The organism is Methanobrevibacter sp., assembly GCF_045577275.1.
Lineage (GTDB): Archaea > Methanobacteriota > Methanobacteria > Methanobacteriales > Methanobacteriaceae > Methanobrevibacter.
In genome coordinates, this window is record NZ_JAZNIB010000072.1 from 1 (window position 1) to 3,207 (window position 3,207).

The window sequence follows — 3,207 nt, forward strand, 5'->3', positions numbered from 1 at the left end:
CTTCTCCACAAGATACACATCTAATCATTTTATCACATTAATCTTTTTGATGAATTAATAATTTTTAATTAATTATAAACTTTAATTAAATCGATTCTAATAATTATAAAATTAATAAAAAATTAGATTATAATTACTATACATCATATAATTATAATCATCATAGTATAAAAACTTATTTTAACTAAACTAAAAATTTAAAACAATAGAAATGTTCAAAATTAATCAATTTCAATAAAAAATAGGATAAAAATAGAAAATAAAAATAGAAAATAAAAATAGAAAATAAAAATAGAAAATAAAAATAGAAAGTAAAAATAAAAAAATGAGAAAATAAAATAAAATAAAAAAATAAATAAATAAAAATCCTCTAAGCAATTCCAATTCCGAAAAAGGAAAGGAAAACCTTTGCAAGAGGCACAGTTATGTTAGCTTCAACAAATGCCGCAATGATTAATAGAACAACAGCAAGACAAAGGAATATAAAAGATTCCTTTAATTTATTCTGATTCTTTTTGAATGAAGCAGTAAATCTTTGTCCAACAGTGATCTTCACTTTAGAGAAATATGGATCAAAAATATCCAAATAAGAGTAATCTGGAGATATGAGACCCCATATGAAACGAAGCACAAATGAAAGCAATGCGAAACCACCAGTTGTAGCTATGATAATAGCTGGAATTTCAAATATTCCATGAGGAAGCACTAAAGCAACATATGCCAAGAGGTTAAACTGTGTTCCAGTAAAACCTATAAACAAACCATTGTTTCCTAAAATAACTGCTGCCAATAATCCTCCAAGTGCTCCAAGAGCATATAATATGAAAGCTACAGTCACATTATTGACAAACAATGATTGTGTAGTTAATTCCACTGTTCCATTTGCAACATTCTCTTCAAATGCATCTGCTATAGGCTGTACGTATGCAGTAACCTGTTCCGGATAAAAATATCCTATAAGAAGAGGAATTACAAATATTAAAGTTGAAATAAGCAAAAGCAGCTTATTATGTGAAAATGCTGACTTCACTTCATCCTTGGCTACATTCAAATAATGTTTAACATCTACCATCTATTCACCCCGATAGCTTAAAACAATCATTAGTTTCTATATACAAATTTATTATATATTTAATGAATTTGAATAAATAAATTTTTCTAAAATCATAAATAATTATCTAATCAAACAAGGATTCTGCAATTTCTACAGACTCTTCCTGTTTAACTTTCAAATCTTCAAAGAATTCTTTCATCAGTTCTGCTGCATGAACCTTACAATGTCCGCACATAAGGCTTCCGTCCATACATTCATCACGAATCTTTTCAAGCTCCTTTTCATCATCCACCAAATGATAAACAAGCATTTCATAAATAACACATTCATCAGGCCTTCCACCTAACTCCTTTTGCTCATCAAGAGTTTCTCTACCTCCGGTTTTAGAAGACTTTACCTTTTTCTCAGCCTGTTTAGGAGTTTCATTCAAGTAAATAGCTGTATTAGGCTTGCTGCTTGACATCTTATCTCCAGTAAGGCCAGTCAAGAACCTATGATAAGTTGAAGCAGGAGCTAAAAATCCATACTCCTCATTCATCTTAGCTGCAATGTCTCTTGTTAATCTTAAATGAGGATCTTGGTCAACACCTACAGGAACAACCACTTGCTTTGGACCTCCGAACTCTTCAGTTTGAGGAAGCAAAATGTCTGCCACCTGCACCAATGGAACATATAAGTGACCAATATTGGTACTTTCATTAAAACCGTAAATGGCACGCATATTATTGAAATTGACTCTTTTTGCAATCTTAAAGGTCAAGTCATTTAATGTCTTGTTTTGAGATTGGAGATAGACATTCACCTTATCATCAGTCAAGTCAAGGCCTAAAGCAATATAATTTGCCAAATACTCATGAATAGCTATATCCTTTGCCTTTTCAAAGCTGATTCCTCTTGCAGCATATGATTCCATATCTGCAATTGATAAAGATAATGAAGCTCCTTTTTCAAAATACCATTTTAGTTGGTCAATTACCATCTTATGTCCAATATGCATCTGACCACTTGGCATCATACCAGTCATAACTGCAAAATCCTTTTTGCCATTGATTAAAGGAACTAATTTATCAAAATCCCTATGTCCAAAGATAACTCCTCTTTTCATCAATCTTGCAGGGTCTTCAATTTCCCCCAATATCTCTGAGAAGTCTTTAATTCCAAACTGATTAACTAATTTATCATAATCTACTATAGATGAGCCCCATGGATCAATCAAAAAATCACCTAAAATAATATATCTTTCTTTAAATTGAATAAATGAATAATAATTAATATGTTTTTAATCACAACTATTAAAATAATTAGTCATATTTTTAATAAAAATAATTAAAATTTTTTAAGCAAAAATTCATAAAATATGAACAAATTACAATATTGATTTAATTTGAAAATTCATTCTATTAATTAAATATGATTTTCAAGTTAATAAAAATAACTAATATTAAAATAAAAAATAAGTTTAATTTTTAATTATTATGGTCTGGTCCACTCTATGTTATAATAAGTCACATCAAGATCATCATCAACCACAGCAAGCAATAATTTCTTGTTGACACCATGAGAAACCCTTACATAGCTTGCAAAGTCTAAAACATTAACTTCATTGGTTTCATACAATACCTTTACCAAAAAGTCTGAATGTGCATGACCTGGACCTGTTCCTCTTTCATAAAGTCTGAATTCAGAGCCATACTTAAATCCTGTCTTTATGATATAGCCCCTATTCTTTAAATCCTTATAGACCAAATACTTGCCATAAATCTCTTGATCTTTAATCAAATCAATGATATAGGCAACATCACATTTTTCATCATTTTCGTAAATGTCCAAACGTCCACTTTCCATCAAATAGCAAGCTTCAATTAAAGAAAGCTCCAAACAATCCTCTGATAATTTACCGAACTGGCTTTTTTGGTTAAGGGAAACAGCCCTTTGATTGCCTGCCTCAATTTTGATGGTTACAATACCTTCACATAAATCTCCGCGCATGAGAACACCTAAATAAAAATCTGTAATATTGAATAAATAAAAATATCAATTAATTAAACTTAAATGAAAATCCATAACTAATTTACCTATAATAATTAAAAAAATTTAATAAAAAAATAAGGAAAAATAAAAAAATAAAAAAAGAATCAAAGATTAAAATGTCT

3 protein-coding genes are annotated in these 3,207 nt (G+C 29.3%); all 3 read right to left on the reverse strand.

The features are described 5' to 3' along the window. Positions 1 to 370: 370 nt before the first annotated feature. The 3 genes from ACKI67_RS02480 to endA all read right to left on the reverse strand — a co-directional run bounded on the left by ACKI67_RS02480 (position 371) and on the right by endA (position 3,043). Complete coding sequence (locus tag ACKI67_RS02480; protein ID WP_407461819.1) at positions 371 to 1,072, reverse strand: stage II sporulation protein M; 702 nt, start codon at positions 1,070 to 1,072, stop codon at positions 371 to 373. Positions 1,073 to 1,178: 106 nt separating this feature from the next. After that, the gene (locus tag ACKI67_RS02485) at positions 1,179 to 2,270 is read right to left on the reverse strand and encodes a tryptophan--tRNA ligase (RefSeq protein WP_407461820.1); all 1,092 of its coding nucleotides are present in this window, start codon (positions 2,268 to 2,270) and stop codon (positions 1,179 to 1,181) included. 257 nt (positions 2,271 to 2,527) lie between these two features. Continuing rightward, the gene (endA, locus tag ACKI67_RS02490) at positions 2,528 to 3,043 is read right to left on the reverse strand and encodes a tRNA-intron lyase (RefSeq protein WP_407461822.1); all 516 of its coding nucleotides are present in this window, start codon (positions 3,041 to 3,043) and stop codon (positions 2,528 to 2,530) included. Positions 3,044 to 3,207: the final 164 nt, after the last annotated feature.

What these genes read in the sequence shown, in the direction of transcription:
- endA (WP_407461822.1), bottom strand. Translation starts at nt 3,043, where the DNA reads ATGCGCGGAGATTTATGTGAAGGTATTGTAACCATCAAAATTGAGGCA.
- ACKI67_RS02480 (WP_407461819.1), bottom strand. Translation starts at nt 1,072, where the DNA reads ATGGTAGATGTTAAACATTATTTGAATGTAGCCAAGGATGAAGTGAAG.